This is a genomic window from Paraburkholderia ginsengiterrae, from assembly GCF_001645125.1.
In the GTDB taxonomy this organism is placed as follows: domain Bacteria; phylum Pseudomonadota; class Gammaproteobacteria; order Burkholderiales; family Burkholderiaceae; genus Paraburkholderia; species Paraburkholderia ginsengiterrae.
The window spans coordinates 160,510-185,332 of the sequence record NZ_LXKA01000371.1 but is presented as its reverse complement, the minus strand read 5'-3'; the positions used below and the strand labels follow the sequence as shown (position 1 = coordinate 185,332).

Sequence of the window (24,823 nt, the reverse complement as noted above, 5' to 3'; positions counted from 1 at the left end):
CGCTGAGCGGCGGTGCTGTGTGGACGTATCCATGCGCGAGGCCGCGTGTGGGCCGAACGAACCCTCAGGCAACCGGCCAGCCGATGCGCGCCGCCCGCTGCAACGACGAGCGGACCACCAGCCGGTGGAACGGTGCGATCACGAGAATGTAGAAGCGGCCGAGCGCATTGTGGCAATGCACGACGGTGGAGAGCACCAGATAGCGCGAGCGGCCTTCGCGCGTATCGCGGGTTTGCTGGAGCAGGGAGACCCGGAAGTCGAGATGGCTGTCGTCTTCGCCGAGGATGATCTCGTGCGCGCTACGGGTGTAGATCCGGAAGAAGTCGACGCGCTCCCTGGCGGCGGCCGGGTCCTGGACGCGCAACTGCGCCGCCGTTTTCAGCCCGAAGCGAGCGACGATCGCATCGCGCAAGCGCAGCAGCTTTGCGATCCAGCCCGCCTGATGCGCGAACACAAAGCGCGCCAGCAATTCCGGATCGTCGATCGCGTTTTCGGGCAGGCGCACCGCGTAGGCATCGGCTAGGTCGGGTTCGTTGTACAGGCGCGCGACAGCCGATTCAGCGGGCAGGGCGACGGATTTCACGGAGCAGTGGGCGGTGAGCATGGTGACGTGCGACGCAAAAAAGAATGGGCTGAAGAGTGCGCCTTGCCGGAGCACGATGGAAGCTCGGCTTCGGCGCAACCGAAACAAGTCTACGCGTGCTTGAGTGAGAATACTCGGGGTCGGCTGACGTGGTGCGGCGAATGGCGACTCAAGGAAACAGGCGACGTTTAAGTTATACGATGTCGCATAAATATGGAAACCCTATGCGCTTGTTTGCTAAGGAATATCCAAAATATTAGGGGCTGGAATAAGGGTAAGTGCCTAATTGAAATCGCGTCTGGCATCGGTAATAGTACGTTATCGTACAACTACGATTTTCCGACGATCCTCCAGTTCGATCGCGCTTGGCGCAGTAAAGGAACCTTATGAAGAAGATTGCTCTGAGTGGAGCCGGCGGCCAGCTAGGCTCGGTGGTGCGCGCTGCGTTGATTGCGCGCGGCACGCCGTTGCGCTCGGCCGCGGGTTCGAAGCCCCTGGTGCCGCTCGTGGAAGGCGAGGACGTGATGCACGGTGACCTGCGCGATCCCGCCGTCGTGGATCGCCTGCTGGAAGGCGTCGACGTGCTGATCCATTTCGCGGGAACGAGCGTAGAGCGCCCGCTGCCCGAAATCATCGAGAACAATCTGCGCGGGCTGGTGGAAGTGTATGAAGGCGCGCGCCGGCAAGGCGTGCGGCGCATCGTGTTCGCCAGCTCGAACCACGCGATCGGCATGTACCCCGTGACCGAGCATCTCGGCCTCGGCTGCGAGCTGCGCCCGGACGGTTTCTACGGCCTGAGCAAGGTGTGGGGAGAAGCGCTCGCCAGAATGTACTGGGACAAGCACGGCATCGAGAGTATTTGCGTGCGCATCGGCAGTTGCCTCGAGCGGCCGACCGAGCCTCGTCATTTGAGCACCTGGTTTGGTCATCAGGACCTGCTGCATTTTCTTGACCGCTGCGTCGAGGCGAAAGACGTAGGATTCCTGACTATCTGGGGCGTCTCGGCCAATACCCGCAGCTGGTGGGATAACAGCGGCGCCGAGCGTCTGGGATATCGCCCCACGCAGGACGCCGAGATTTACGCCGAGGAGATTCTCGCGCGGCCGAATCCGCTCGACGCGCTGAGCCAGCGCTTCCAGGGCGGCAGCTTTGTCGGCATTGACTATTCGCGCGACGAGGTAGGTCCCGATGGCGCGGCCGCTACCGCGGCACGACCTGTTTGAGCAGCAAAGGATTACGAGGAGACGTAGCAATGAAAGTCAAGGGCATCCGCTGGTGGATGGTCAGCCTGGTCGCAGCCGGACTCATCATCAACTATCTCGCGCGCAATACGCTGTCGGTCGCCGCGCCGACATTGATGAAGGACCTTCACATCACGACCGAGCAGTACGCGCACGTGGTGGTGGCATGGCAGCTGTGCTATGCATTCATGCAGCCGGTGGCGGGCTTCGTGCTCGATACCGTCGGCACCAAGCTCGGCTTTGCGGCCTTCGCGCTCGCCTGGTCGCTGGCGTGCGCCGCGGCGGCGTGGGCGACGGGCTGGCGCAGTCTCGCGTTCTTCCGCGGCCTGCTCGGCATCGCCGAGGCGGCCGGCATTCCGGCCGGCGTCAAGGCGACGAGCGAATGGTTTCCGGCCAAGGAGCGTTCGGTGGCGATCGGCTGGTTCAACATCGGCTCGTCCATCGGCGCGCTGCTGGCGCCGCCGCTGGTGGTCTGGGCGCTGCTGCACGGAGAGTGGCAGCTGGCGTTCGTGATCGTCGGCGTGGCGGGGATTGTCTGGAGCGTGCTGTGGATGGCGCTCTACAAGCATCCGCGCAAGCAGAAGCTGCTGGGCGACGAAGAGCGCGAGTACATTCTCAGTGGGCAGGAAACGAAGCACAGCGATCTCGGCACCGCCAAGCGCAGCTGGGTCGCCATGCTCGGCAGCCGCGACTTCTGGGCGATCGGGATTCCGCGCATTCTCTCCGAGCCGGCCTGGCAGACCTTCAACGCGTGGATTCCGCTGTACATGATGACCGAACGGCACATGAACCTGAAGGAAGTCGCGCTGTATGCATGGATGCCGTTTCTGGCCGCGGATATCGGCTGCGTCTTGGGCGGCTATCTGAGCCCGCTGTTTCACAAGTACGCGAAGGTGTCGCTCTTCACGTCGCGCAAGATGGTGTTCGTGGTCGGTGCGCTGTGCATGATCGGACCGGCTTGCGTGGGACTGGTGGCGAGTCCTTACGTGGCGGTGGCGCTGCTGTGCGTCGGCGGTTTCGCTCACCAGACCTTGTCGGGCGCGCTGTATGCGATTACCTCCGATATGTTCGGCAAGAACGAGGTCGCCACCGCGACCGGCATGGGCGGCATGGCGGGCTATCTGGGCGCGGCGGCCTTTACCGCGCTGTTCGGTGTGCTGGTTACGCAGATTGGATACAGCCCGCTCTTCGTGGTGCTGGCGGTATTCGACATTATCGCGGCGGCCGTGGTGTGCCTGCTGGCGAAAAGCGCTGACAAGATGCCCGAGCCGCATTGGAGCCCGGCGGGCGCGGTGGCGAAATAAGTTACGCACTTCTACGCGATGATTCCTGGCCGGTGATCCGGCGGGACTGGAAATGAAATGGCGGCGCCCGAGGGCGCCGCCATTTTTTTGCAGTGCTGCGGTTGTTCTGATCGTTCGTTGCCGCGAATGTCTCTTTTCACTTGACGCGTGTTGTCGAAAACCGTTGGTGGTCAGCCGCATATGCCTCACCTTTGAGGTTTGCTGTCGAGATGTCATCCTAGGTATTTGCAGCAGAACGCCACGAAGTGGGAATGAGACAGTCGCAATAGCAGGACGGCGAAGAACGCGAGCGCGCAAAAGCGCCGCTCGGTCCTACCTTTTCAGGGCAAGACAGAGCGGCGCTTCGGAGAGGAGCGTGCGGCTTAAGCCGGTTGCTGGCCGATTTCGTGATTGGCGAGCACTTCGAGCGCGCGCACCATCGCCGAGTGGTCCCATGCCTTGCCGCCGTGCGCCACGCAGGCGTTGAACAGCGCCTGGCAGGTGGCGGTATTCGGCAGCGACACGCCGAGCGCTTGCGCGGTGGAGAGCGCGAGGTTCAGATCCTTCTGGTGCAGCTCGATGCGAAAGCCCGGATCGAAGGTGCGTTTGGTCATGCGCTCGCCGTGCACTTCGAGAATGCGCGACGACGCGAACCCGCCCATCAGCGCTTCGCGCACGCGCGCCGGATCGACGCCGGCTTTGGAGGCGAGCAGCAGTGCTTCGCCGACGGCCTCGATGGTCGCGGCGACGATCACCTGGTTGGCGACCTTGCACACCTGGCCGGCGCCGACCGCGCCGACCAATGTGACGTTCTTGCCCATCATGTCGAAGAGCGGCTTGACGCGCTCAAACGTGGCCGTTTCGCCACCCACCATGATGGTCAGCGAGCCGGCCTTGGCGCCGACTTCACCGCCGGAAACCGGTGCGTCCAGGTAGTCCGCGCCGTGCTCGCGCACGCGTGCCGCGAAGTCGCGGGTCGCCATCGGCGAAATCGAGCTCATGTCGACCACCGTTTGCCCCGCGCGCAACGCGCTGGCAAGCCCCTGTTCGCCGAACAGCACGCGCTCGACGTCGGGCGTGTCCGGCACCATGACGAAAATCACATCGGCGTGCGCGGCCACCGCGGCCGGGCTGTCGCACGCCACGGCGCCCGCCTGGACGAGCTCGTCAGGCACGCCGCTGCGCGTAAACGCCGCCAGCGCGACGCCGTTCTTGAGAAGATTCGCGGCCATGGGCTTGCCCATGATGCCGAGTCCGATAAAGCCTGCTTTTTGCATGGAATGCTCCGGAGAGGTCATGGCGGCCGTGTTATTGCTGGCCAGCCTGTTTCTGCATGAAGTGTTTCTGAACCGTCTGCGCGGCGCCTTTGAGCAGCCCCATATCCGCGCAAACCGCGATGACGCGGCAGCCCATCGACATATAACGCTCCGCGTCGGCCTGCACCGGCGCGAGGATTCCGCTTGGCTTGCCCGCCGCCTGCGCGCGTTCGAAAACGTGTGCGATCGCCTGCTGCACGTCGGGATGGCCCGCGTTGCCCAGATGGCCGTACGCGGCCGCGAGATCGGACGGACCGACGAACACGCCATCGACGCCGTCCACCGCGAGAATCTCGTCGATCGCATCGACTGCCTTGCGGCTTTCGATCTGCACGATCACGCAGACGTTGTCGTTGGCGATGTCGAAGTAATCGGGCACGGTGGCATAACGATTGCCGCGCTGGCTGACCGAGACGCCGCGAATGCCTTGCGGCGGGTAGCGCGTGGCGGCGACGGCGCGGGCCGCGTCTTCGGCGCTGTCGACGAACGGCACCAGGAAATTCGAGAACCCGCTATCGAGCAGCCGCTTGATGAACACGCTGTCGTTGGCGGGCGGCCGCACGACCGGCGCGCTGGCGCTATCCTTGAGCGCCATCAACTGGGGGATCAGCGTCAGGACGTCGTTCGGCGCGTGCTCGGCATCCAGCAGCATCCAGTCGAAGCCGACCGTGCCAAGCAGTTCGGTGACGATCGGACTGGCGAGCGACGCCCAGCAGCCAATCAGGGTTTCGCCGCCGCGCACCGCTCGGCGGAAGCTATTGGGTAAGGGCTGGTAGGGCGTGACGGCTGGCATGGGCGGATTTCCTCCAACGGCGATGGGTCGGGCAGCTTTCGGCGACAACAAAATCAAGTTATAAGTTGTCGTATGTCTTGCGTGCAGATTAGCACTGGCATGGCAGGTTGTAACGGTCAGGTAAACCCGCATTCCTCACCGGGTAAGCAGTTCCGGTTGCACGCGGGCCTCGTGATGTTGTAGGATGACCTATATCTCAATCCTTCATTCAAAGGAAGCGAAATGTCCATTACCGGTGCAATGCTGATCGGTCGCAAAGCGGTACACGGCGAGGAAAAACCCCTGCGTGCGTTCAATCCTGCCACGGGAACCGACATCGCGGAGCCGGTTTTCGGCAGCGGCTCGGTGGCTCATGTCGAACTGGCCTGCGAACTGGCGCGTCAGGCGTTCGATCCGTACCGGCACCTGCCGCTCGCCGTGCGGGCCGAGTTTCTGGACCGTATCGCCGACGGTATCACCGCGCTGGGCGATGCGCTGATCGAGCGGGCGAACCAGGAGTCGGGCCTGCCGAAGGCGCGTCTGGAAGGCGAGCGCGGCCGCACCACCGGACAATTGAAACTGTTCGCGCAAGTCGTGCGCGCGGGGCAATGGCTCGCCGCCACGCTCGATTCGCCGCTGCCGGAGCGCAAGCCGTTGCCGCGTTCCGACCTGCGCATGCAAAAGATTCCGCTGGGTCCGGTCGCCGTGTTCGGCGCCAGCAATTTCCCGCTCGCGTTTTCGGTGGCGGGTGGCGATACGGCGGCGGCGCTCGCGGCCGGTTGCCCGGTGGTGGTGAAGGCGCACCGCGCTCACCTCGGTACCTCGGAGATGGTCGGCCGGGTGATCCAGCGCGTCGCGCAGGAAATGGACCTGCCGGAAGGCGTGTTCTCGCTGATCGTCGGTGCGGGCAATTCCGTCGGCGAAGCGCTGGTCGCGCATCCGGCGATCAAGGCAGTGGGCTTCACCGGTTCGCGCGCGGGCGGCACCTCGCTGATGCGCGTCGCGGCTGCGCGTGCCGAGCCGATCCCGGTCTACGCGGAAATGAGCAGCATCAACCCGGTGTTCCTGCTGCCGAGCGCGTTGGCTCAGCGCGGCGCGAGCATCGCGAGCGGTTTCGTCGATTCTCTGGTGCTCGGCGCCGGCCAGTTCTGTACCAACCCGGGCCTCGCGATTGCCGTCGACAGCGACGCGCTCAAGGATTTTGTCGCCACGGCAGCCGGCGCGCTGAGCGGCAAGCCCGCGCAGACCATGCTGACGTCCGGCATTCACGCCGCCTATGAAGAAGGCGTGGGCAAGCTGGCAGCCAACAAGGGCGTCGAGGCGGTTGCGCATGGTGTGGACGCAACCGGCCCGACGCAGGCGCGCGCAGCGTTGTTCGTGACCGACGCGCAGACGTTCCTCGCCACGCCGGCGCTGGAGGACGAGGTGTTCGGCCCGGCGTCGACCATCGTGCGTTGCAGGGACGAGGCGGAGCTGCTCGCGGTTGCCGAACACTTTGCCGGTCAGCTGACTGCTACGGTGCAGATGGATAGCGACGACCTGGCGGCGGCGAAAAAGCTGGTGCCGATTCTCGAGCGCAAAGCCGGCCGGATTCTGGTCAACGGCTTCCCGACGGGTGTCGAGGTATCGCACGCGATGGTGCACGGCGGCCCGTTCCCCGCTACGTCGGATAGCCGCGCGACCTCGGTAGGCACGACCTCGATCGAGCGCTTCCTGCGTCCGGTGTGCTATCAGGATTTCCCGGCCGGTCTGCTGCCCGAGGCGTTGGCCGATGGCAACCCGCTGGACCTGTGGCGCCGCCGTGATGGTGAGATCACGCGCAGCTAAGTGACACAACTGAGTGACGCAGCTAAGTGACACCGCCAGTCACGCAATCGCGTGACTTGGCGAAGCAGGCAGGAAAAGAAAATGGCCGGGATATCCCGGCCATTTCTCTTTGCATCCGCTTCAATGAACTGGCGAATCAGCCATTCGTCTCAGCCGTTTCATTGGCGCGCCGCAAGCGCTCGCGGCTATTGGACAGGTGCATGCGCATGGCCGCGCGCGCGCCTTCCGCGTCGTGCCGCGTGATCGCTTCGAGAATGCTTTCGTGCTCGAGATTGACGAGCGACAGATACGCGTCCGGCTCCGCGCGCGCAATGCCCGCCGAGTCGAGCCGGTTGCGCGGAATCAGCGCGCTGCCCATTTGCGTGAGGATGTCGACGAAATAGCGGTTGCCGGTGGCGCGCGCCACCGAGATATGAAACTGCAGGTCGGCGTCGACGCTGTCCAGCCCGTTGTGACGCGTGGCTTCGATCGCGTCGAGCGCGGCGCGCATGCGCGCGAGGTCGTCCGGCTTGGCGCGTTGCGCGGCGAGTCCCGCGCATTCCGTTTCGAGGCTGATACGCAGTTCCAGGATCGACAGCACGTCGCGCAACGTCGTGGCGGGCACCATGTCGATACCGAGTTTTTCTCGCTGCGGCTCCAGCACGAAGCTGCCGATGCCGTGCCGCGTCTCGATGACCTTGCCCGCCTGCAAGCGCGAAATCGCTTCGCGAATGACAGTACGGCTCACGCTCAACGTGACCATGAGCTGCGATTCGGTTGGCAGTTTGTCGCCGGGCTTCAACGCGTTGGACGCAATCTGCTCGGTGACGTAGCCGACGACCAGCTCGGCGAGATTACGAGCGCGTCGTGGCGGTGCTGCGGATGCCAGCGGTGTAGACATCGAAAACGCCCCTTGAATCAGATAGTCGCGGATATTGCGTGATTTTCATTATACCGTCGTCTGACGACTGATTATAGATACGCTATTTCAATTTCGGCGCCATAGCCATTCGGCGGCCAGTTGGGATATCAGCCAGCCAGGCGCGACTGCAGCGGCCGTTTCGCCGCCGCAGAAGTACGATAACCGCGAGCCGCTCAGCGCGGACGCAACTCGACCCGCTTGATGTCCCGCACGATCACGAGGTAGCTGAACACCGTGAGCAGGGCATTGAGACCCACGAACACGAGCGCGCCGTTGAACGAGCCGCTTTTCGCCACGAGATAGCCGATCACGATCGGCGTCACGATGCCGGCCACGTTGCCGAACATATTGAAGATCGCGCCGGACAGTCCGAGCGCTTCCTTCGGCGACGTATCGGCGACGACCGCCCAGCCGAGCGCGCCGATACCCTTGCCGAAGAACGCGAGCGACATGAGCGCGACGACGACCCAGTCGGTCGATACGTAGTTGCAGCCGATGATGCACACCGACAGCAGCATGCCGCCGACAATCGGCACCTTGCGCGCGACGGTGAGCGAATGGCCGCGCCGGATCAGGCCGTCCGAAAGAATGCCGCCGAGCACGCCGCCGGAGAATCCGCAGATCGCTGGCAGCGAAGCGACCAGACCCGCTTGCAGAATCGTCATGCCGCGCGCTTGCACGAGGTAGATCGGAAACCAGGTCAGGAAGAAGTAGGTCAGCACGTTGATGCAGTACTGCGCGAGATAGACGCCGAGCAGCATGCGGTTGCTCAGCAGCTGGCGCACCAGAAACCAGCCGCCCGCCTGTTCGATCGGCTTTTCCGTCGTTGCGGTCCGGGCCTTCGTCTGCCCATTGATCACGCCGCCGCCCTGTTCGATGTAGTCCAGTTCGGCGCGCGACACACCCGGATGATCGGCGGGGTTCTTCATCACCTTCAGCCACGTGAGCGCAAGCAGAAACCCCGTCACGCCCATCACGACGTACACCATGTGCCAGCCGAACGCATGGGTGAGCCACGCCATCAGCGGCGTGAACACGACCGCGGCGAAGTACTGCGCCGAATTGAAAATGGCCGATGCCGTACCGCGCTCGTTGGTGGGGAACCAGCTCGCCACGACCTTGGCATTGGCGGGAAACGCCGGTGATTCCGCCGCGCCCATCGCGAAGCGCAGCACGAACAGCGCGGTCACGGCGGCCGCCGCGCTGCCCAGCAAGCCGATAGCGCTTTGCAGCAGGGTAAACAGCGACCAGAAGAAAATGCTCGCGGCGTAGACGCGCCGCGCGCCGAAGCGATCCAGCAGCCAGCCGGCCGGCAATTGCGACAGCACGTACGCCCAGCTGAACGCGGAGAAGATGTAGCCCATGCGGATCGCGTCGAAGCCGAACTCGGCGCGCATGGCCGAGCCGGTCACCGAGAGCGTTGCGCGGTCCGCGTAATTGAACGTCGTGATCAGGAAGATCAGCAACAGGATCGCATAGCGGACTTTGGTGCGACGCGCGACGTGCGCGGCACTCGCGGTGCGGCTCATTTCCATGGACATCTCCTGAATTTCTTATGCAGGCCGTGGGCTGTGGATTACGCCGGCTGCGCCAGCCGCATTACTGCGGGCCGAGCGTCTTGATGAGCGCGTCGAGCTGGCTCATTTCTTCTTCCGTCAGATCGGTCAGCGGCGCGCGCACCGGACCGGCGCTGTAGCCGACGAGCTTCGCGCCCGCCTTGACGATGCTCACCGCGTAGCCCGCGCGGCGGTTGCGGATCGCCAGGTACGGCAGGAAGAATTCGTCGATCAGTTTGCCGACGGTCGCGTGGTCGTCCGCGGCGATGGCGCGGTAGAAATCCATCGCGGTCTTCGGAATGAAGTTGAACACCGCCGACGAATACACCGGCACGCCCAGCGCCTTGTAGGCCGCCGCATAGACTTCCGCGGTCGGCAGGCCGCCGAGATACGAGAATCGGTCGCCGAGACGGCGGCGGATCGTCACCATGTTCTCGATTTCGCCCACGCCGTCCTTGAAGCCGATCAGGTTCGGGCAGCGCTCGGCCAGCCCTTCCAGCATATCGGCGTTAAGCTTGGAGTTCGCGCGGTTGTAGATGATCACGCCCATGTTCGGCACGGACTTGCAGACTTCTTCGGCGTGCGCGGCGATGCCTTCCTGGCAGGCTTCGGTCAGGTAGTGCGGCATCAGCAGAATGCCGTTCGCGCCGTGGCGCTCCGCTTCGCGCGCATACTCGATTGCGACGCGCGTCGGGCCGCCCGCGCCGGCCAGAATCGGCACCTTGCCCTTGCAGACTTCGGCGGCCGTGCGCACCACGTTCGAATAGTCCTTGTGCGTGAGCGAGAAGAATTCGCCCGTGCCGCCGGCCACGAACAGGGCCGAGGCGCCATAAGGGGCGAGCCATTCGAGGCGCTCAGCATAGGTGTCGGCGCGAAACTCGCCTTGTGCGTCGAAGTCGGTGACCGGGAAGGAGAGAAGGCCTTCCGAAACGATCTGCTTGAGTTCCTGCGGTGTCGTCATGATGTGTATCCAGGGCGGCGGTATGGGTTGATTTGTCGAAATAGGTCGAAACGGAGATTTCTTATACGTCATCGTACAACAACAAATCGGCGAACTCAACGGCCATTTCACGGCATAATGCGTGCCCTAGGGTAAATACGGAACGTCCACGTAATCTTCTGTGTTGTAGGATGACGTATGAATAGCTGGCGCGGCGCGCGTGCAGCGCCATAAGGATCGATGCAATGGAACAATCTCCGCTCTACATTCGCGTTCACCCCAATGACAACGTTGCGATCGTCGTCAACGACGGCGGTCTGGGTGAGGGCGCCGTATTTCCGGACGGCCTCGCGCTGCGCGAGCGTGTGCCGCAGGGCCACAAGGTCGCGCTGGCCGATCTGGCCGAGGGCGACGAGGTCATCCGCTATAACGTGGTGATCGGCTACGCGCTCAAGGCGTTGCCCAAGGGCAGCTGGATCAACGAGCACGTGATCCGCATGCCGAGCCCGCCGGGGCTCGAAGATCTGCGCATCGCCACCATCAAGGCGCCGGAGATGCCGCCGCTCGAAGGCTTCACGTTCGAGGGCTACCGCAACGCGGACGGCTCGGTCGGCTCGCGCAACATTCTCGCCATCACCACCACCGTGCAATGCGTGGCCGACGTGGTTCAGCATGCGGTCACGCGCATCAAGGCCGAGCTGTTGCCGCGCTACCCGAATGTCGACGACGTGGTGAGCCTCGGCCATACCTACGGCTGCGGCGTCGCGATCGACGCGCCCGACGCCATGGTGCCGATCCGCACCGTGCGCAATATCAGTCTGAATCCGAATTTCGGCGGCGAGGTGATGATGGTCAGCCTCGGTTGCGAGAAGCTGCAGCCCGAGCGTCTGATGCCGCCCGGCACGATTCCGATCGCGGCCGCGGCGAATGTCGCGGAAGTCGCGGACATCGGCGACGTCACGGCCGATCTGAACGGCGACGTGGTGGTGCTGCAGGACGAAGCGCACGTCGGCTTCCAGTCCATGATCGAGTCGATCATGAGAATGGCCGAAGGTCATCTGAAGCGGCTCAACAATCGCCGCCGCGAAACCTGCCCCGCGTCCGATCTGGTGGTCGGCGTGCAGTGCGGCGGCAGCGACGCGTTCTCCGGGCTGACCGCCAATCCCGCCGTGGGCTTCGCGACCGATCTGCTGGTGCGCGCCGGCGCCACCGTCATGTTTTCCGAAGTCACCGAGGTGCGCGACGGCGTCGATCAGCTGACCGCGCGCGCAGCCAACGCGGACGTTGCCGCGGCGATCATCCGCGAGATGCAGTGGTACGACGATTATCTGAAGCGCGGCGGCGCCGACCGCAGCGCCAACACCACGCCGGGCAACAAGAAGGGCGGCTTGTCGAACATCGTCGAAAAGGCGATGGGGTCGATCATCAAGTCGGGCAACTCCGCCATTTCGGGCGTGCTGTCGCCGGGTGAGAAGGTCAGGCAGAAAGGCCTGATTTACGCGGCGACGCCGGCTAGCGATTTCATCTGCGGCACGCTGCAGGTCGCGGCGGGGATCAACCTGCACGTGTTCACCACGGGCCGCGGCACGCCGTATAGTCTCGCGGAAGTGCCCGTGATCAAGGTCGCCACCCGCTCGGATCTCGCGCGCCGCTGGCACGATCTGATGGATATCAACGCCGGCACGATCGCCACCGGCGCGGCGAGCATCGAAGAGGTGGGCTGGGAGCTGTTCCGCCTGATGCTCGACGTCGCCAGCGGGCGCAAAGAGACCTGCGCGGAAAAACTCAAACTTCACAATGCGTTGACGCTGTTCAATCCGGCGCCGGTGACCTGAGATCCGCCACGACGATCCGGCTAACTCCGCCAAATTCCGCCTGATGCGGGAGCAATGACACAACCTAGCGACATGACAGACTCGAACCTTGGCCGCGGCGCGGCACAGAAACCTTTCCATCGGCTGCTGCTGACCGGCGCGGCGGGCAATCTCGGCCGGCAGTTGCGCGGCGCGCTCGCGGCGTGGGCCGATATCGTGCGCGTGACCGATATCGCTCCGCTTGGCGACGTGGCGGCGCATGAGGAAGCGTCGATCGTGGACCTCGCGAACGAAGCGGACGTGCACGCGCTGCTCGAAGGCGTGGACGCGGTGATCCATCTCGGCGGCATCTCCGTCGAGGCACCGTTCGAAGATCTGCTCGAAGCGAATATTCGCGGCCTGTACAACCTCTATTCGGCTGCGCAGAAGCAGGGTGTGAAGCGCGTTGTGTACGCGAGTTCGAATCACGCGGTGGGTTTTCATCCGGTCACCGAAGTGGTCGATATCGACTCGCCGCTGCGTCCGGACAGCCTGTATGGCGTGACGAAGTGCTTTGGCGAATCGTTGTCGCGCTACTACTTCGATCGCTTTGGTCTGGAGACGGTGTGCCTGCGGATTGGCTCGTCGTTCGAACAGCCGAAAAACCCGCGCATGCTCGTGACCTTTCTGAGCTTTCGCGACTTCATCGAACTGGTGCGCTGCTCGCTCTTCACCAACCGCGTGGGGCATGCGATCGTCTACGGCGTGTCGGATAACCGCACCAAGTGGGTGGACAACACCAAGGCCGCATTCCTCGGCTTTCGTCCGCAGGACAGTTCGATTGAATTCGAGCACCTCTTTCCCGTCAGCGCACCCACTGCCGATCTCGACGATCCGACACAGCGCTATCAGGGTGGCCCGTTCGTGCTCGCCGGCCCGATGGAGCCGAAACGATGAGCGCAGTGGCGAACCCGCGTGCGGAACGCGTCGAGGCAGCGGGTCAGGCACCTGCATCGGTCGGCGAAAGCCCGGTGTGGCGCGCGGCGGAACAGGCGCTTTACTGGGTCGACATTCCGGCACGCCTGATCGTGCGGCTGCGGATCAATCCGGGCCGGCGCACTGAGTGGCTGCTGCCGGAGAAGGTGGCGTGCATTGCGTTCGATCGTCGCGGCACGGTGCTGGCCGGATGCGAGACGGGACTTTTCGCGCTGACGCTGCCTGAAGCGGAAAGCGCAGCCGCGTCCGGCGGCGGCCCGGTGAAGGTCGTGCCGCGCAAGCTTGCCGCGCCCACCTTCGCATTCGACGACATGCGCTTCAACGACGGCCGTTGCGACCGGCAAGGGCGCTTCTGGTCCGGCACGATCGTGCAGGACATGGCGGCAGCCGTTCCGGGCGGCGCGCTCTACCGGTTCGACGAACGCGGCGTGCTGTCCGCGCCGGTGGTCGATGCGCTCATCACGCAGAACGGCCTGGCGTGGTCGCCGGACGGTTCGACCATGTATCTGTCCGACTCGCATCCGTTGCGCCGGCTGATCTGGGCGTTCGATTACGACATCGAGACCGGCGAGCCGCGCAACCGGCGCGTGTTCGCGGATCTGCACGACTACGCGGGCCGCCCCGACGGCGCCGCCGTGGACGCCGACGGCTGCTACTGGATCTGCGCGAACGACGCGGGCCTGCTGCTGCGCTTCACGCCAGAGGGCAAGCTGGATCGGCAGATTGCCGTGCCGGCCACCAAGCCCGCCATGTGCGCGTTCGGCGGCCGCGATCTGGACACGCTGTTCGTCACGTCGATTCGCCCCGCGGCGAACGCCAGCGAGCATGACGGTCATCTGTTTGCCGTGCGGCCTGGTGTCACCGGGCTGCCCGAGCCTGAATTCGCGGGCATTCTATAAGCGAGGCTGGCTGGAGAAGGGCGCCGTGCATGCTGTCATGCACGGCGCCTTTTTGTTTTGTGTGGCACTAATATTCATCGCTTGTCGTACAACATTGTGGCGTGGAGGCCACATTCACGCCATATTTCCGCTGTGAAAAAACGGGCGTTCAAGCATCTCGCTGACTTCCTCGACGGTCTGACGCTTGCTGGCTCAAGGCCGCCGTGGGCGTGGCGGCGGTCGTAGGCGCCATGTGCCTGCGCGGTGCGGGTAAATACCGTCTGTACAACTCAAAAGGCGTTTTATAGACTTCATATGTCGTCGTACAACGTATAAGTCCAAACAAATTCCTTTCTGCGAACTAATTTTGAGATTGCAGTGCAAACATGGCCGCGTCGACGTGCGCGACGTCTCGCACACGAGATACCGGCCGATGCAGTTGAAGCAAAAGTAAAAGAGTTGAGTTGTCTGACAGGAGTGCTGAGCATCTGCGCCGGGGACGTTGCACAGGCCAGCACGGCAAAGCGTCGTTACTGAAGGTGGTGGCGGGCGCGGTGCCGGGAGACGCAGCGAAACCATGTCGCTTTGCACGCGGCCCTCCTTAAGCAGCCCTCCGCGATCGATTGGATGGTCAATTTTTAAGGAATGTCACGATGAACAAGAAGTTTGCCTCTTCCCGTATTTCGCTGATCGTCGCGGCTTCGGTGCTCGCGTTCAGCACGATGTCCGCACAGGCGCGCGTGTTCCGCGTGTCGGATGTGCACGGCGACACCTATCCGACCAATATGGCCGTGAAGTACATGGGTGACGAGATCAGCAAGGCGACCGGTGGCAAGGATTCCGTGAAGGTCTTTGGCAATAGCGCGCTGGGTTCCGAAAACGACACGATCGACCAGGTGCGCATCGGCGCGCTGGACATGGCGCGCGCCAACGGTGCCGCGTTCAACGAAATCGTGCCGGAATCGATGATTCCTTCGCTGCCGTTCCTGTTCCGCGACATCGACCATTTCCGCAAAGTGATGTACGGCCCCGAAGGCCAGAAGATTCTCGACGCGTTCAAGGCGAAGGGCATGATCGCGCTGACGTTCTACGAGAGCGGCGCACGTTCGATCTACACCAAGAGGCCGATTCACACGCCGGCTGACATGAAGGGCCTGAAGGTGCGCGTCCAGCCGTCCGATCTGATGGTCGACGAGATCAAGGCCATGGGCGGCACGCCCACGCCGATGCCGTTCGCCGAAGTCTATACGGGCCTGAAGACGGGTCTGGTGGACGCCGCTGAAAACAACCTGCCGTCGTACGAAGAAACCAAGCACTTCGAAGTCGCGCCGGTCTATTCGGAAACCCAGCATTCGATGACGCCGGAAGTCCTGGTGTTCTCCAAGAAGGTCTGGGACACGCTGACGCCGCAGGAGCAGGACATCATCAAGAAGGCCGCGGCCGACTCCGTGCCGTACTACGAGAAGCTGTGGACCGCGCGCGAAGCCGACGCGAGCAAGACGGTCACGAAGGGCGGCGCGACGATTGTCGCGGCGTCGCAGATCGATCGTGCCGCGTTCGTGAAGGCCATGCAGCCGGTCTGGGCGAAGTACGAAAAGACCCCGCAGATGAAGCAGCTCGTCGACGAAATCCAGGCAGTCAAATAACAACCGCATGAACGGCGCCGGCTCAACGGCGGGAAAGCTCGTGGCAGAAGCGCCGTGGGCTTTGCCGCCGCGCGTTTGCTGAAGCGCCGGCGTCGAACAGGAGTGCTGGCTAATGACGATAAGTCGAATGACAGACCGAACGGCAGGCTGGTCGAATGCAAGGATGGGGGCAATGCGATTTATCAAACGCCCGAATGATGTTCTGTTCCGCGTGCTGGTCGTGCTGGCGTCGATCAGTCTCGCCGCGCTGAGCCTGCTGGTGATTTACAGCGTCGTGATGCGCTATGTCTTTAGCGACGCGCCGGATTTCGTCGAGCCGATCGCCTTGCTGCTGGTGATCGTGATCGCCATGTTCGGTGCGGCGCTCAAGGTGCGCGAAGGCGGCCATATCGGGCTGGACTCGCTCGTCAAAAAGTTGCCGCCGAAAGGGCAGCTCGCGGCGATGGCGTTTCAACATCTTTGCCTGATCGCGCTGGCCGTGGCGATCTTCTCGGGTTGTCTGCAGATGGTGGAGACAACCATGGACGACCGGATTCCGATTCTCGGCTTGCCCGAGGCATTGCGTTACTGCATTCCGGTTGTGGCCAGCGTGTGCATCGCGATGTTCTCGCTCGAGAACCTGCTGGCGCTTTTTGTACCGAAACAGAACTAGAACAATCATGGAACTCGCCATCCTCTCCGTTAGTTTCCTCGTCTTTCTCGTGCTCGGCGTGCCGGTTTCGTTCGCGCTGGGGCTCTCGTGCGTGATGACGTATCTGTATGAAGGGTTGCCGGCGGCGACCGCCATGCAGTCGATGATCTCCGGCATGAACGCGTTTTCGTTCCTCGCGGTGCCGTTCTTCATCTTCTCCGGCGAGCTGATGCTGCACGGTGGCATCGCCGACCGCATCCTGCGTTTCGCGCAAGCCACGGTGGGGCATTTCCGCGGCGGTCTCGGCATGGCCAACGTGGTCGCCTGCACGTTGTTCGGCGGCGTGTCGGGTTCGCCTACCGCGGACACGTCCGCGATGGGCGGCGTGGTCATTCCGCTGATGAAGCGCGAAGGCTACAGCGCGGCCTACGCCGTCAACGTCACGACCCATTCGTCGCTGGCGGGCGCGCTGATGCCCACGTCGACCAACATGATCATCTATGCATTCGCCGCGCAGGGCATTACCGGTACTTTGCATGGACATCCGATGAGCGGTGTCTCGATCGGCGATCTGCTGTTCTCGGGTCTGCTGCCGGTGCTGTGGGTGATGGGTTTCGTTCTGATCGCCGCATACTGGCAAGCGGTCCGCCACGGCTATCCGCGTCGTCCTGACGGTTCGACCGAGCTGCCGCGCTTTCCCGGCTGGTTCGCGGTGGCGCGCACGTTCCTCGGCGCGCTGCCTGGCCTGATGGTGATCGCGATCATTCTGGTGTGCGTGGCGAAGGGCATTGCAACCGCGACCGAAGCCGCTGCCATTGCAGTGTTTTATTCGCTGGTGCTGACGATCATCGTGTATCGCTCGATGACGCTGAAGAAGCTGTTCCACGCGCTGTCCAAGGCCGCCAAAACCACCGGCGTGGTGCTGCTGCTGATCGGCGTGTCGAACATGCTGCGCTACCAGATGGCTTATCTGGAGATTCCAGACGCGATCGAACATATGCTCGACGGCGCCACCAGCCTGCCCTGGCTGATGCTGTTGTACATCAACCTGATCCAGATTTTCCTCGGCACGTTTGTCGATATGGCGGCGCACATCCTGATCACCACGCCGCTGTTTTTGCCGATGGCGATGCACGCCGGCGTGGGCCCCGTGCAGTTCGGGATCATGATTCTGCTGAATTGCGCGTTGGGCCTGGTGCACCCGCCGATCGGCTCGGTGCAGTTCATTGGCTGCGCAATTGGCAATGTGTCGATTGGTGAAACTACCAAGGTGGCGTGGCCGTATTACCTGGCTATCTTCAGCGCGATCAACATCGTGACCTATGTGCCGATGTTCTCGACATGGCTGCCCAGCCTGATCAACGGCCACCCGGTATTTTGAAGTCCTTAATCCACACTCAAAACCAGTCCCGTTTGAGGACGCTCCGCGGCAACCGAACCACGCCGCAAGCCAAGAATAATTTTTTTAGAGGAGTAAAAATGAAAAAGGTATTAGCAACCTCGGCCCTTGGGTTGGTCGCCCTTGGCGCGCACGCTCAGAGCAGCGTGACGCTGTACGGGATTGTCGACACGGGTATCGGCTATCAGAGCAGCCAGACGGGGCTCGGTTCGACGACTGGCGGCCGCTCGGTCGTGAAGATGGTCAACGGCATCTGGGCGGGCAGCCGTTTCGGTTTGAAGGGCGGCGAGGACCTGGGCGGCGGCACGAAGGCGATTTTCCAGCTGGAAGAGGGCTTTAACAGCGCGACCGGCGCACAGTCGGTTCCCGGTCTGGGCTTCAACCGCCAGGCGTATGTCGGCCTGACGAACGCCAGCTATGGGTCGTTCACGGCCGGCCGCCAATATACGTCGTACTACACGCTGCTCTCGCCGTACAGCCCGACCACGTGGCTGACGGGCGCCTACGGCGCGCACCCGGGCGATATCGATTCGCTCGACACGCTGTATCGCGTGAACAACTCGCTGGTGTACACGTCGCCGAACTTCCACGGCCTGACGGCCAGCGGCTCGTATTCGCTGGGCGGCGTGCCGGGCAGCTTCAACGCCGGTTCGACGTGGAGCGCGGCGTTGCAGTACCTGAACGGTCCGTTCGGCATCGCGGCGGGCTTCCAGCGCATCAACAACTCGACGTCGGGCGGCGGTGCGTGGGGCGCGGACTCCACGGCGTCGAACAACGGCTCGCAGCCGGGCGTGTCGGGTATCAACAACGGTTACCAGTCGGCGCAGGCGCAGCAGCGTGTGGCGGTGACGGGCGGCTACGCGTTCAGCTCGCAGTGGGACGTGTCGTTCTCGTATTCGAACGTGCAGTACGTTCCGGGCACCAACTCGGCGTTCCACCACGAGGCGATCTTCAACACGGCGGGCGCGGTGCTGCACTACAAGCCGCTGACGGCGCTGGATCTGGCCGCCGGCTTCAGCTATACGCGCGCCACGGAGTCGAATGGCATTACCAGCGCGGCGAGCTACCAGCAGTACAACCTCTCGCAGTACTACAGCCTGTCCAAGCGTACGGGTCTGTATGCGCTGGAGGCGTATCAGCGTGCGGGTGGTCAGACGCTGGTGCCGAACAAGGCCGGTACTGCCACCAGCATCATCAATGCAACGGCCGATATCGGCGACGGCCAGAACGGTGCGCCGTCGTCGTCACGCAGCCAGTTTGCTGCGGGTGTGGGCATTATTCACCGGTTCTAACCGGGTAGAGGCGTGGCGGCGTGTTGTTGCGCCGCCACGCCAAGGTCACTATTTGCAGCGCGTGACCCTGCCGGCGCGGCTCGCTCAGGCGCCGGCATCCGACCACAAACGTCCACCCGTTGCCCAGTTTTCACGCTTGACGTCGGTCAGAATAATATCCACCGAGTTCGGTTCGACACCGAGCGATTCGCAGGTGGCTTTGGTAATGGCCTCGACGAACAGGCGTTTCTGCTCCACCGAGCGGCCTTCGAAAAGTTCAATATGAAACGTGGGCATGGTGTGACTCCGTTTTAAGAATGAAGTAGGGACCGGCGCGGCGCGAACTCAATCGCGATAGCCCCGGTCGAGACGGTCGAGCTTGCGCAGCAAGGCCGGCCATTCGAGCGCGCCTTCAATCGCGCCGCCATCGTAGAGTTGTTCGGCCGTGCGAGCGGCAACGTCGTCGGCCGGCACGACGAGTTCCGCGCCGCATGCCTGCGCCTGCAGCTGGATCTCGCAAGCCTTGAGCAGCGTAGCCATCAGCACATAGGCTTCGGCGACTGTGCGTCCGGCGGTCAGCGTGCCGTGATTGCGCAACAGCATGGCGGGCTTGCTGCCGAGATGCGCGACGAGGCGCTCGCCTTCCGCGGGTGTAAAGGCGAGCCCTTCGTAGGCGTGATAGGCGAGCTGGCCGTAGAAACGCAGCGCGTGCTGCGAGGCGGGCAGCAGACCGGCCGGCTGCGCCGATACCGCCACGCCCGCCGTATTGTGCAAATGCATCACGCAGAAGGCGTCGGCGCGCGCCGCGTGAACGGCGGCGTGCAGCGCGAAGCCGGTCGCGTTCACCGGATGCTCGCTCGCGCCGACAATATTGCCTGCAATATCGATCTTCACGAGATTCGACGCGCACACTTCATCGAACGCGAGTCCGAACGGATTGATCAGGAAGTGGCCGGGCTCGCCCGGCACGCTTGCAGAGATATGCGTGTAGATCAGATCGTCCCAGTCGTTGAGCGCCGCGAGCCGGTAGGCGGCGGCCAGGTCGACGCGGGTCTGCCGCTCCGCCTCGGACAGCGGCCCAGCCTCGGCGACACGGCCGCCAGGGGTGTGAGTGAACGACATGTCTGTCTCCCGAAATTGTCTCGAAGGTGCCCGAGCGCCAAGGTGCGGCCGAGCCGCGTGCATGGCGTTACCGGTTGGCGCTAACGCACGCGTCTGGCCGGCACGGCGGTTGTCGTGGCGCGCGCGGTGCCGCTGCGTTTTTTCACGGGATGCGACATGGCGGCGTCGCGCGTCAAGCACTGCCTGGACCATTGCACGCTCCACGTCGCGATGACGAAAGGTGCCGTCATGACCGGCCAGCCAAGGTAGGCGGCCAGCGCCTGCAGTGCGACCGAAACGGCCACGCCGCCTAGCATCATGACCACGCCGCAATCGGCGAGTGCAAGCGCGGTGAGTGCGCCGTTGAATCCTAGCAGGCCGGTGTCGAATGAGCTGGCCGTCGCGCCCAGGAGCAGGTGCGCGATGCTGGCGACCCCCGCGCCGATGAGCGCCCACAGCGCATGCCGGCGTGACGCTGCGGCGATCCCGAGCAACACCAGCAAGCCGGAGAGCGCGCCCGATGCGAAGCCCGTTTGCGCCAGACCCGCGAGCACGCCGCGGCCCCATTGCGCCGCGTTCAGTGCATGCGGCCCGATCTCACTGGCCGGCGCGTTGCCGGACTTGACCAGCGGCAACCAGCACCACGTCACGATCAGGCAGGGGCTCGAGAAAAATCCGAGTCCGCGTGCGCGCAGCCAGCGCGACCACGGCGCCAGAAACCACGCCGTGCCGGTGGCGGCGAGAATCGCCACAGCGGCGGCGGTAGCATTGTCGGCGATGAAGTTGAAGGCGGCGAGGCCCGCCAGCGCGCCGTTGAAGCCGTGCAGCCCCGCGCGTGTGTCGTCCTCGTCATAGCCCGCCAATACCGCGCTGACATTGGCCGCGACCGCGCCCATCAGCGCCGCGCAGGCGAGGCGCGGGTCGTACAGCAGCCACGCGGCGACCAGGCACGCGCCAGTGAAGGCGTTCGATTGCAGCACGATCTGGCCGAGACTGCGCAACAGCGTGCGCAGGGCGGCGGATTGAGCGTGGGTCGCGGCGGCGGACATCGATCGAAGGTGGCGTGAATTCAAAGAAGCGCAAACTGGAGGGCGCGCGTCAGGACGGATAACGGCGAACCGCGAGCATAGCCCAGCTACGCGGCGCCGGGCGCGCCGTCCGTTAATGGTGGTTATTTGCGATTGCTACGTATGCCCCGCAGCCGGCCACGCGCGTGCGGCGCATGACTTGTCGGAGAACCGAAAGCTTTCGCGCTACGATATGAGACCGGTTTGGTCCGACGGAACCCGGCGCACCGGCTGCGCCACTTCACGAGGAGGCAGGCTGATGCGTGAATTACGGTGGGCATCTGAAGAGGGCGACGGCTTCGAACATCTGGCGTTCGAGGCGCATGAGGACGGTTTCACGGTGGAAAGCGTGCTGGTCGGGCAGCGTTACGGCAAGCCGTATGGGCTTCATTACACGGTGCACTGCGACGCGCAATGGCACACGCGCCATGCGTGGCTGAAGATCGTCGGCGGCCCCGAGCTGGAACTGCACGGCGACGGCGCGGGCCATTGGCACGACGGCCAGGGCCTTGCGTTGAGCGCGATTGAAGGCTGCATCGACATCGATATCGCCGCCACGCCTTACACCAATACGCTGCCGATCCGCCGTTTGCGGCTGGCCGAAGGCGAGCGTCAGCCGATATCAGTCGCGTATATCTCGACACCGGATTTGCAGGTGACGCGGGCCGAACAGGCGTATTCGTGCCTCGAGTTGCATCGCGTCTATCGCTACGAGGGCATTTTCCGCAATTTCACCGCGGATCTGAGCGTCGACGAAGACGGCCTCGTCATCGACTATCCGACGCTGTTCAGACGCCTGCCGCTCGTGCGTTGAACGTCGGTGCGGCCGAGCCGCCGGTGTCCGGCCGATGCCGCTCGACAAAGTGCTCGATGCCCGCAGCGATCAGCTCGGGCTCACGCAGCACGACCCAATGGCCGGCGTCGATCTCCGTGCGCTCGTATGCGCCGAGCCAGCGTTCCAGGCCCAGCGACAGCGCCGGTCCGACGTAACGGTCGCGCAGCGGCACGATGAATTGCACCGGCGCGTGCGCATGACGCGCGCGCGGGTGCAGCAGCTTGTCGATGAAATTGGCGCGGTAAAGGTTCAGGCCGTTGATCGCGTTGCGCATCTGCGCCGGATCGCGGGCCGGGCGCACGCGTTCGGTCAGGCGCAGCCACAGCGGCCACAGCTGCACGCCGCCGGTGCGCCACACCAGCTCCGGCAGCCACGGCAAATGAAAGAAGAAGATGTACCAGGACTTGAGCGTTTGCCGCATGCTGCTGCCGAACGGACGCTTGGCAGGCGGGTGGTCGATATGGCCGGTGTCGGCGGGCGCGCCGGCGTCGCCGCGCAATCCGAACGACGCGTGATCGAGACAGGGCCCGGAGATCGACGTGTACGAAGCAATGCGCCCTTTGAACGCCGGATCGGTCACGGCTTCCCAGCATTGAATCGAACCCCAGTCGTGCCCGACCAGATGAAACGGCCGTCCGCCGCATGTGGCATTTGCGACCGCTGCCAGATCGGCGGCGAGAAGCTCGAGACGGTAAGCGTTGCGCGCCGCCGGTGCCTCGGAGGCGCCCGCGCCGCGCACGTCGTAGGCGATCACGCGGTAGCGCGCATCCAGTTGCGCGCGCACCGGCTCCCACACGGCCGCGGAATCGGGGTAGCCGTGCACCAGCACGATCGGCGGCGCGTCGCGCGGTCCGCTCACATAGACGGCGAGCCGAACGCCGCCGGCCTCGACCGACAGCGTGTCGCGTATCACGCGGCCACCCGCACGCCGCGCCGCGTGCTCTTGTGGGCGCCCGGCGTGGCGGCCTTGCCGGCGTCGACCGCGGCTACCAGAGCGTCGATGCGCGTCAGTTGCGCACGATTGTCGTGATCCCACGGATGAAAGCCCGGCCGGAAAAAACTCAGCCATTCGCCTGCGATACGCGGAAATACACCATGGCGCGGACCGTACAGGTACTTCATGAGCCGCCACATGCCGCGGATATGTCCGCCGCGTTTGCGGTCGGCGATCAGCAGACGCACGTGGTAGTCGAACACGATGAGCCAGAACAGCACCGTGGTGGACAGCATGGTGCCCGTGCGCAGCAGATAGCGGCCAAGGCCCGGCTTGAGGACCGTGTTCCATACGTCGTAGGAAACGGCTTTGTGCTCGGTTTCTTCGAGCGCGTGCCAGGTCCACATCTGGTTATAGCCTTCGACCGAGCCGCCGATGCGCGTGGTGTCTTCCAGCAGCAGGCCCGCCAGCATAGCCGTGTAGTGTTCGAGACAGACCGTGATCGCGAGCTGATACGAATGCGGCAGGATCTTGCGGCCGAAGTTGAGGATGACCCAGAGCCGCTTGTCGAGCTTGTGCGCGGGCAGGCCGGCTTCCTGCAGCAGATCGTTGTATTCCACGTGCTCGCGCGTATGCATGGCTTCCTGGCCGATGAAGCCGAGCACCTGCTTTTTCAGCACGGGGTCGTGGATCTGATCGCGATAGTTGCGCACGCTATCCATGAAAAAACGCTCGCCGGCGGGAAAGAGCAGCGACAGGGCGTTGAAGAAGTGTGTCACATACGCGCCTTGCGCGTGCCAATCGCAGGCGCGTTCCTGCGGCAGGTTGAAACGGAGGTCGCGACGAACCGGCATCATGGCCTTTCTCCTTGTGATTCTTGACGTATTGCGCGTTGTGCTGGGTCAGCCAGGTGCATGGCGCTGTATGAGAGGCAGCGCATCACGCGCGCCTGCCGTCCACCTGGGCGGCACGCCGTGCGCGTTTTTCGGCGATGCGCTTCATCCGGCGCGTCTGCATCACGACCAGCGCCTGATAGGCCGCCGGCAGGGTGCGCGCCAGCCAGTCGGCGGCGCGCGCGTCGCGGCCGATCAGCACACGGCGCCGGTTTTTTCGCACGCCGTCGAGAATCACGCGCGCCGCTTCGTCGGCGGTGGTGATAAAAAACTTCTCGAAGTCGTCTTTGCCCTGCTGCTCGGTTTCCAGCATGAAGCCGACCATGTTCGACGAAATCCGGCTCGACTGCGCGATGCTCGTGCGAATGCCGCCTGGATGCACGCAGGTCGCCGACACGCCGCACTTCATCAAATCGAGTTCCTGGCGCAGCGCTTCGGTAAAGCCGCGCACGGCGAACTTGGTCGCGTTATAGCCGCTCATGCCAGGCTGCGAGAACAGGCCGAACACGCTCGACGTATTGACGATGTGTCCCGCGCCGGACGCCTTGAGATAAGGCAGAAACGCCTTCGTGCCGTGCACTACGCCCCAGAAGTTGATGCCGACGATCCACTCCAGATCGGCGTAATCCATGCCTTCGATGGTGCTCGACAGCGCGACGCCCGCATTGTTGAACACGAGGTTCACGCGCTGATGCTGGGCCGCCGTTTCGGCGGCCCAGTCGAACATCGCGGCGCGGTCTGCCACGTCGAGCACGCGGGTCGTGATGCGCAGCGGCGAGCCGACCACATGCGGCGACGCGGCCTGCGCGAGTTTGGCAGTTTCGGCGAGGCTCGCGGCATTGCGGTCGGCGAGCGCGAGATGGCAGCCTTCGCGTGCCAGCTGAATCGCGAGCGAACGGCCCATGCCCGAACCTGCGCCGGTAATTGCGGCAACTCTGTCTGTAAAGTTCTTCATTGCTT

At 63.9% G+C, this 24,823-nt stretch carries 22 protein-coding genes and 1 pseudogene; 11 read left to right on the top strand and 12 right to left on the bottom strand.

Annotated features, from left to right (window positions below; translation table 11 throughout):
* Window positions 1-64: 64 nt before the first annotated feature.
* On the bottom strand, window positions 65-604 hold the full coding sequence (locus tag A6V37_RS35445; protein ID WP_064272036.1) for a DUF2867 domain-containing protein: 540 nt from the start codon (window positions 602-604) through the stop codon (window positions 65-67).
* A 365-nt stretch (window positions 605-969) separates the two neighbouring features.
* On the opposite strand from A6V37_RS35445, the gene A6V37_RS35440 reads away from it, so the two are divergent.
* Both A6V37_RS35440 and A6V37_RS35435 read left to right on the top strand, forming a co-directional pair.
* Window positions 970-1,806, top strand: coding sequence for an NAD-dependent epimerase/dehydratase family protein (locus A6V37_RS35440; RefSeq protein WP_064271838.1), 837 nt, complete (start codon window positions 970-972; stop codon window positions 1,804-1,806).
* Between the two features lie 29 nt (window positions 1,807-1,835).
* Window positions 1,836-3,128 carry an MFS transporter gene (locus tag A6V37_RS35435; RefSeq protein WP_064286846.1) on the top strand — a complete coding sequence of 431 codons (1,293 nt, stop codon included), beginning with the start codon at window positions 1,836-1,838 and terminating at the stop codon, window positions 3,126-3,128.
* A gap of 362 nt (window positions 3,129-3,490) precedes the next feature.
* Here A6V37_RS35435 and A6V37_RS35430 read toward each other — a convergent pair whose 3' ends face one another.
* Complete coding sequence (locus tag A6V37_RS35430; RefSeq protein WP_064286845.1) at window positions 3,491-4,384, bottom strand: 2-hydroxy-3-oxopropionate reductase; 894 nt, start codon at window positions 4,382-4,384, stop codon at window positions 3,491-3,493.
* A 31-nt stretch (window positions 4,385-4,415) separates the two neighbouring features.
* The gene (garL, locus tag A6V37_RS35425) at window positions 4,416-5,216 is read right to left on the bottom strand and encodes a 2-dehydro-3-deoxyglucarate aldolase (RefSeq protein ID WP_064271841.1); all 801 of its coding nucleotides are present in this window, start codon (window positions 5,214-5,216) and stop codon (window positions 4,416-4,418) included.
* A gap of 222 nt (window positions 5,217-5,438) precedes the next feature.
* On the opposite strand from garL, the gene A6V37_RS35420 reads away from it, so the two are divergent.
* Window positions 5,439-7,022 carry an aldehyde dehydrogenase (NADP(+)) gene (locus A6V37_RS35420; RefSeq protein WP_064271842.1) on the top strand — a complete coding sequence of 528 codons (1,584 nt, stop codon included), beginning with the start codon at window positions 5,439-5,441 and terminating at the stop codon, window positions 7,020-7,022.
* Between the two features lie 136 nt (window positions 7,023-7,158).
* On the opposite strand, the gene A6V37_RS35415 is transcribed toward A6V37_RS35420, so the two are convergent.
* From A6V37_RS35415 to kdgD, 3 genes are all read right to left on the bottom strand, one after another.
* The gene (locus A6V37_RS35415; RefSeq protein ID WP_064271844.1) at window positions 7,159-7,902 is read right to left on the bottom strand and encodes a FadR/GntR family transcriptional regulator; all 744 of its coding nucleotides are present in this window, start codon (window positions 7,900-7,902) and stop codon (window positions 7,159-7,161) included.
* Window positions 7,903-8,096: 194 nt separating this feature from the next.
* Window positions 8,097-9,458 (bottom strand): MFS transporter, encoded by a 1,362-nt coding sequence (locus A6V37_RS35410; protein WP_064271846.1) that lies wholly within the window; start codon window positions 9,456-9,458, stop codon window positions 8,097-8,099.
* A 64-nt stretch (window positions 9,459-9,522) separates the two neighbouring features.
* Window positions 9,523-10,440, bottom strand: a complete 918-nt coding sequence (gene kdgD / locus A6V37_RS35405; RefSeq protein ID WP_064271848.1) for a 5-dehydro-4-deoxyglucarate dehydratase — start codon at window positions 10,438-10,440, stop codon at window positions 9,523-9,525.
* Between the two features lie 224 nt (window positions 10,441-10,664).
* Here kdgD and garD point away from each other — a divergent pair, with 224 nt between their 5' ends.
* From garD to A6V37_RS35370, 7 genes are all read left to right on the top strand, one after another.
* The gene (garD, locus tag A6V37_RS35400) at window positions 10,665-12,254 is read left to right on the top strand and encodes a galactarate dehydratase (RefSeq protein ID WP_064286844.1); all 1,590 of its coding nucleotides are present in this window, start codon (window positions 10,665-10,667) and stop codon (window positions 12,252-12,254) included.
* 72 nt (window positions 12,255-12,326) lie between these two features.
* Window positions 12,327-13,169, top strand: a complete 843-nt coding sequence (locus A6V37_RS35395) for an NAD-dependent epimerase/dehydratase family protein (protein WP_064271852.1) — start codon at window positions 12,327-12,329, stop codon at window positions 13,167-13,169.
* Entirely contained in the window at window positions 13,166-14,107 is a 942-nt protein-coding gene (locus A6V37_RS35390; protein ID WP_064286843.1) for an SMP-30/gluconolactonase/LRE family protein, read from the top strand. Before A6V37_RS35395 ends, A6V37_RS35390 begins: the two co-directional genes overlap by 4 nt.
* A gap of 632 nt (window positions 14,108-14,739) precedes the next feature.
* Window positions 14,740-15,732 carry a TRAP transporter substrate-binding protein gene (locus tag A6V37_RS35385; protein WP_064271855.1) on the top strand — a complete coding sequence of 331 codons (993 nt, stop codon included), beginning with the start codon at window positions 14,740-14,742 and terminating at the stop codon, window positions 15,730-15,732.
* Between the two features lie 172 nt (window positions 15,733-15,904).
* On the top strand, window positions 15,905-16,384 hold the full coding sequence (locus tag A6V37_RS35380; RefSeq protein ID WP_064271856.1) for a TRAP transporter small permease: 480 nt from the start codon (window positions 15,905-15,907) through the stop codon (window positions 16,382-16,384).
* Between the two features lie 7 nt (window positions 16,385-16,391).
* Window positions 16,392-17,744 carry a TRAP transporter large permease gene (locus A6V37_RS35375; RefSeq protein WP_064271857.1) on the top strand — a complete coding sequence of 451 codons (1,353 nt, stop codon included), beginning with the start codon at window positions 16,392-16,394 and terminating at the stop codon, window positions 17,742-17,744.
* A 98-nt stretch (window positions 17,745-17,842) separates the two neighbouring features.
* Window positions 17,843-19,054 carry a porin gene (locus A6V37_RS35370; protein WP_064271858.1) on the top strand — a complete coding sequence of 404 codons (1,212 nt, stop codon included), beginning with the start codon at window positions 17,843-17,845 and terminating at the stop codon, window positions 19,052-19,054.
* 84 nt (window positions 19,055-19,138) lie between these two features.
* Here A6V37_RS35370 and A6V37_RS35365 read toward each other — a convergent pair.
* From A6V37_RS35365 to A6V37_RS35355, 3 genes and pseudogenes are all read right to left on the bottom strand, one after another.
* A pseudogene (locus tag A6V37_RS35365) lies at window positions 19,139-19,336 on the bottom strand (4-oxalocrotonate tautomerase); the annotation flags it as partial.
* Window positions 19,337-19,378: 42 nt separating this feature from the next.
* Window positions 19,379-20,155 (bottom strand): class II aldolase/adducin family protein, encoded by a 777-nt coding sequence (locus A6V37_RS35360; RefSeq protein WP_064271860.1) that lies wholly within the window; start codon window positions 20,153-20,155, stop codon window positions 19,379-19,381.
* Window positions 20,156-20,235: 80 nt separating this feature from the next.
* Window positions 20,236-21,183, bottom strand: coding sequence for an urea transporter (locus A6V37_RS35355; protein ID WP_064271861.1), 948 nt, complete (start codon window positions 21,181-21,183; stop codon window positions 20,236-20,238).
* 277 nt (window positions 21,184-21,460) lie between these two features.
* Here A6V37_RS35355 and A6V37_RS35350 point away from each other — a divergent pair, with 277 nt between their 5' ends.
* Window positions 21,461-22,015, top strand: coding sequence for a putative glycolipid-binding domain-containing protein (locus A6V37_RS35350; RefSeq protein ID WP_064271862.1), 555 nt, complete (start codon window positions 21,461-21,463; stop codon window positions 22,013-22,015).
* Here the strand turns inward: A6V37_RS35350 and A6V37_RS35345 are convergent.
* The 3 genes from A6V37_RS35345 to A6V37_RS35335 all read right to left on the bottom strand — a co-directional run bounded on the left by A6V37_RS35345 (window position 21,990) and on the right by A6V37_RS35335 (window position 24,818).
* Window positions 21,990-22,949 carry an alpha/beta fold hydrolase gene (locus A6V37_RS35345; RefSeq protein WP_064271863.1) on the bottom strand — a complete coding sequence of 320 codons (960 nt, stop codon included), beginning with the start codon at window positions 22,947-22,949 and terminating at the stop codon, window positions 21,990-21,992. The genes A6V37_RS35350 and A6V37_RS35345 overlap by 26 nt on opposite strands.
* Window positions 22,946-23,827: a metal-dependent hydrolase gene (locus A6V37_RS35340; protein WP_064271864.1), complete on the bottom strand. Its 882-nt coding sequence runs from the start codon at window positions 23,825-23,827 to the stop codon at window positions 22,946-22,948. The genes A6V37_RS35345 and A6V37_RS35340 overlap by 4 nt, the downstream gene beginning before the upstream one ends.
* 82 nt (window positions 23,828-23,909) lie before the next feature.
* Window positions 23,910-24,818, bottom strand: coding sequence for an SDR family NAD(P)-dependent oxidoreductase (locus A6V37_RS35335; protein ID WP_064271865.1), 909 nt, complete (start codon window positions 24,816-24,818; stop codon window positions 23,910-23,912).
* Window positions 24,819-24,823 lie beyond the last annotated feature (5 nt).